Below are 3,526 nucleotides of genomic sequence, written 5' to 3'. Positions count from 1 at the left end.
GATGAAAAATGGGGAGAAGCTTTTACCGCTACGCGGATTCAGTTTTGAGAGTCGCCGTTGAAAAGAATGGAGCGGTTAGATACCCGACGGGCGCGGTGATAACCTCTCCTGAGGAAGAGCTGGAGAGCGGCGGTGCAAACGGCTTTATACCCGGGATAGATTTCCATGCGACCGGCCGACCCGGCTCGATCTCCATCGAGGAGTCCGCGGAGGGTTTCGTGATCAGGATAACGCTCGGGGAAGATCAGGGAGTCTTCGGGCTCGGTCAGGAGATCGGTCCCCTCAACAAAAGGGGGAGGATATACGAGATGTACAACACCGACGATCCCGACCATTCCCCCTCCAAAACGCGGCTTTACTCCACCCTGCCGGTCTTCTATCTCATATCTCCGGGCGGATGCACGGGCTTCTTCCTCGATCACTCCGGTTACTCGAAGTTCGACGTTGCCTTCGAAAAGAGAGATACGCTGCTCATAAGCGTAGAAGGTAGCGCCTTCGATCTTTACGTTATGTCCGGAACGCCCGGGGAGATGATAAAGAAAATCTTCAGGCTGACCGGAAAGCCGCTGTTCCTGCCCGTATGGTCGCTCGGCTTCCAGCAATCGAGATGGTCCTACCCCGACGAGGAGAGCGTGATGAACATCGCCTCGAAGATGCGAGAAAAGGAAATCCCCTGTGACGTGATCTATCTCGATATAGACTACATGGACGATTACAAGGTCTTCACCTGGAACGCCAGGCGTTTCCCCGATCCCCGGTCCATGGTGAAGAGGCTCGAAGAGATGGGCTTCAAGGTCGTAACGATAGTCGATCCCGGTGTCAAGGCCGCCGAAGGATACGGGGTCTTCGAAGAGGGGAAGAGAGAAAACGTGTTCTGCAAAAGGGAAGACGGCCGGGACTTCAGACCGGCGGTGTGGCCTGGCGAGTCGAGGTTTCCGGATTTCCTGAATTCGAAGGCGAGAAAATGGTGGGGAGACCTGTACAGGGAGTTCGTGGAGCTGGGCATCTCCGGTTTCTGGAACGATATGAACGAGCCCTCGATCTTTTACACGGCCGAATCTCTCGCCGATCTCTCCGAGATGATGAAGGCTCTCAAAAACGACGGCGGTATCGAGACTGATGCTCTTTTCGGAAAGGTGGTCTTTTTGAAAAAGCACTACGATCACGGCCGGGACTTTTACCAGGAGGACGATGCCGGCATCAGACACCTCCACAGAAACGTCAGAAACGTGTACGGTTTCAACATGGCAAGGGCGGTCTTCGAAGGCCTGAAGAGGGTCAGACCGGAAGAGAGGGTCTTCAGCATAACACGCTCCTCTTACACGGGGATTCAGCGTTACGCGATCCTTTGGACCGGGGACAACGAGAGTCAGTGGGAGCAGCTTTCGAGCGAAATAAAGATGGTTCAGTCGATCTCTCTGGCCGGGGTTAGCTTCACCGGCTGCGATGTCGGAGGCTTCGGGGGAAATTGCCACGGCGAACTGCTGGCCAGATGGACGCAGTTCGGCGCCTTCCTGCCTTTCTTCAGAAACCACAGCGCCATGGGCACCAGACCGCAGGAGCCCTGGGCCTTCGACGACGAAATCGAAAGGATAGTCAAAAAGACCGTGGAGCTCAGATACTCGCTCCTCCCCTACATCTACTCCGTTCTCAGGGACTCGAGCGAGGGAAATTCCACGATGATCAGGCCCCTGGTCATGATCTGGCCGGAAGACAGAGACACATACCAGGCCGACGATCAGTACATGTTCGGCCCTTCGCTCATGGTAGCCCCCGTATATACCCTCAACGCAAGGGGACGCCACGTTTACCTCCCCGGCTGCGACTGGCTGAACTTGAGCAGCGGAGAGATCGTCCGGAAAGGTCATCGCTGGGCCGAGGCTCCGCTGGACACGGTACCGCTCTATTTGAAGGAAGACTCCCTCATATTTTCCACAGAACCTTCTCAGTATCTGGAAAGCGCTGTGTGGAGCCGAATCGAGGTAAAAGGTTTCGTCAGGAACCGGGCCGTCTTCGATCTGTACGAGGACGACGGTACGAGCGAGGCATACACCCGTGGCGAGTATTCTCTGAAGAGGATCACGGTGGAAAAACTGAACGGCGGGATCCTCGTAGATATCTCTCCGCAGGAGGGTGAGCTGAAACTCCCGGAGAGGGAAGTATCTATCGAGATAACCGATGGAGACAGGACTTACAGAACAACGCTGGCCGACTCTAGCGAGGGCGCGAGGATATCAATAAAGTAATTCGAAGTCGAAGTAAGGCAGCAATCTGGCGCCTTCCAGCATCAGGCCGGCCTTCACCTCGAATGGGTATGCCGCGTAGAGAAAAACGGTCTCTATTTTGTAAAGGACGAGGCGCCACGATAGTTTCGAACCCAGGAGTATATCTATCCTGCCACCGATCCCCTCTTTCGAGAGGTGTACGAGGTTGAAGAAGTTGAGGTTTCTCCTGGATAGTATGTATTCTGAGCTCACGGAGAGGCCGACGACGATGCTGGAATCGTTCTCGAAGTTCCAGAGCTTCACCGGAATCACGGAAGAGTTTTTGCCCAGCGTGACTCTCGAGAATATCCGCGAGCTCAATTCGAAATTGCTTCTCGTCCATTCCAGGTTTACGTTTATGCTTGCATCGGCTACGTTCGCCGTTGCCGTCTGGGTGTCCCTCACGGTGAAGGAGGTTTTTAAACGGGCCTGACCTCCGTAAAGGGCCGAGGCATCCTCGAGCATAACGTTCAAAGAACCGTAGAGCTTCAACGGATATTCCAGTCCGACCTTCCAGCCGAAAGAGAGCTTCGGGGTGAGGGGGTACTGCCTGTATATATCCAGATATGCCTCGGGTTTCAACCCTGTCAGCTTCGCCTTTCCCTCGAAATCGACAGCCAGATAGTTGCTGCTAGACAGCTGAAGATGCAGTTTCGGTTCCAGTGTCTCGAAATTCAAGGAACCGCCGGCGATCAAATGGTTGTTGAAAGTCGGATCGGAGAAGAGCAGGGACACACCGTCAAAGGGAATTACCGAGACGAAACGCCAGCTGTTGAGACCGTCGTACCGTTTCCTTGACTCGATGGGCCGTATTTCTTCTATTTCCAGAGTGCCCCGCGGAACCGATCTCGCCGCCGGTACAGGCGCATCGCTTTTCAAGAGCTTCAAGCCGTTAAGCTGTCCGGCCGCGATCACCGTGTTTTTCACTCTCACAGGATCTCTGACGTACCTGGAAAAACTGGCCAGGCCTTCCATGGTTCCGCCGGATCTGAAGAGGAAAACGTCGCTCGAGAGCTCTCTCTGAACGGAGACCAGAAAGCCGTCGGAGAAACAGCTGCCCATCTCGAAATCACTCTCGAATTCGTAAAAACCCAGTTCATTCTCTCTGAACAGGTAGAGAGCCAGGTATTTTCTCCCCTCGAAGTTTACCCTGAAGGCTATCTGTGTTCCGTCGCCGGTTGCCCTCACCGTACTTATCTGAACGCGGCTATCCGGCGCAACGAAGATATCCGAGGTTCTGTCGTTTCTCAGCGACAGTGTCT

Annotated in this window: 1 protein-coding gene and 1 pseudogene; one reads left to right on the top strand and one right to left on the bottom strand. The window is 54.5% G+C overall.

All coding sequences use genetic code 11. The features are described from left to right. The first annotated feature begins 44 nt into the window (after window positions 1–44). Window positions 45–2,246 carry a glycoside hydrolase family 31 protein gene (locus PKX57_RS11600; protein WP_472417471.1) on the top strand — a complete coding sequence of 734 codons (2,202 nt, stop codon included), beginning with the start codon at window positions 45–47 and terminating at the stop codon, window positions 2,244–2,246. Here the strand turns inward: PKX57_RS11600 and PKX57_RS11595 are convergent. Next, window positions 2,235–3,526 (bottom strand): annotated as a pseudogene (locus PKX57_RS11595) (hypothetical protein); the annotation flags it as partial. The gene PKX57_RS11600 and the pseudogene PKX57_RS11595 sit on opposite strands and share 12 nt — an antisense overlap.

Origin of the sequence: Mesotoga sp. (assembly GCF_035363035.1) — a bacterium.
GTDB lineage: Bacteria > Thermotogota > Thermotogae > Petrotogales > Kosmotogaceae > Mesotoga.
Note: the sequence above shows the minus strand (reverse complement) of the source record. Positions and strands in the feature narration are given on the sequence as shown.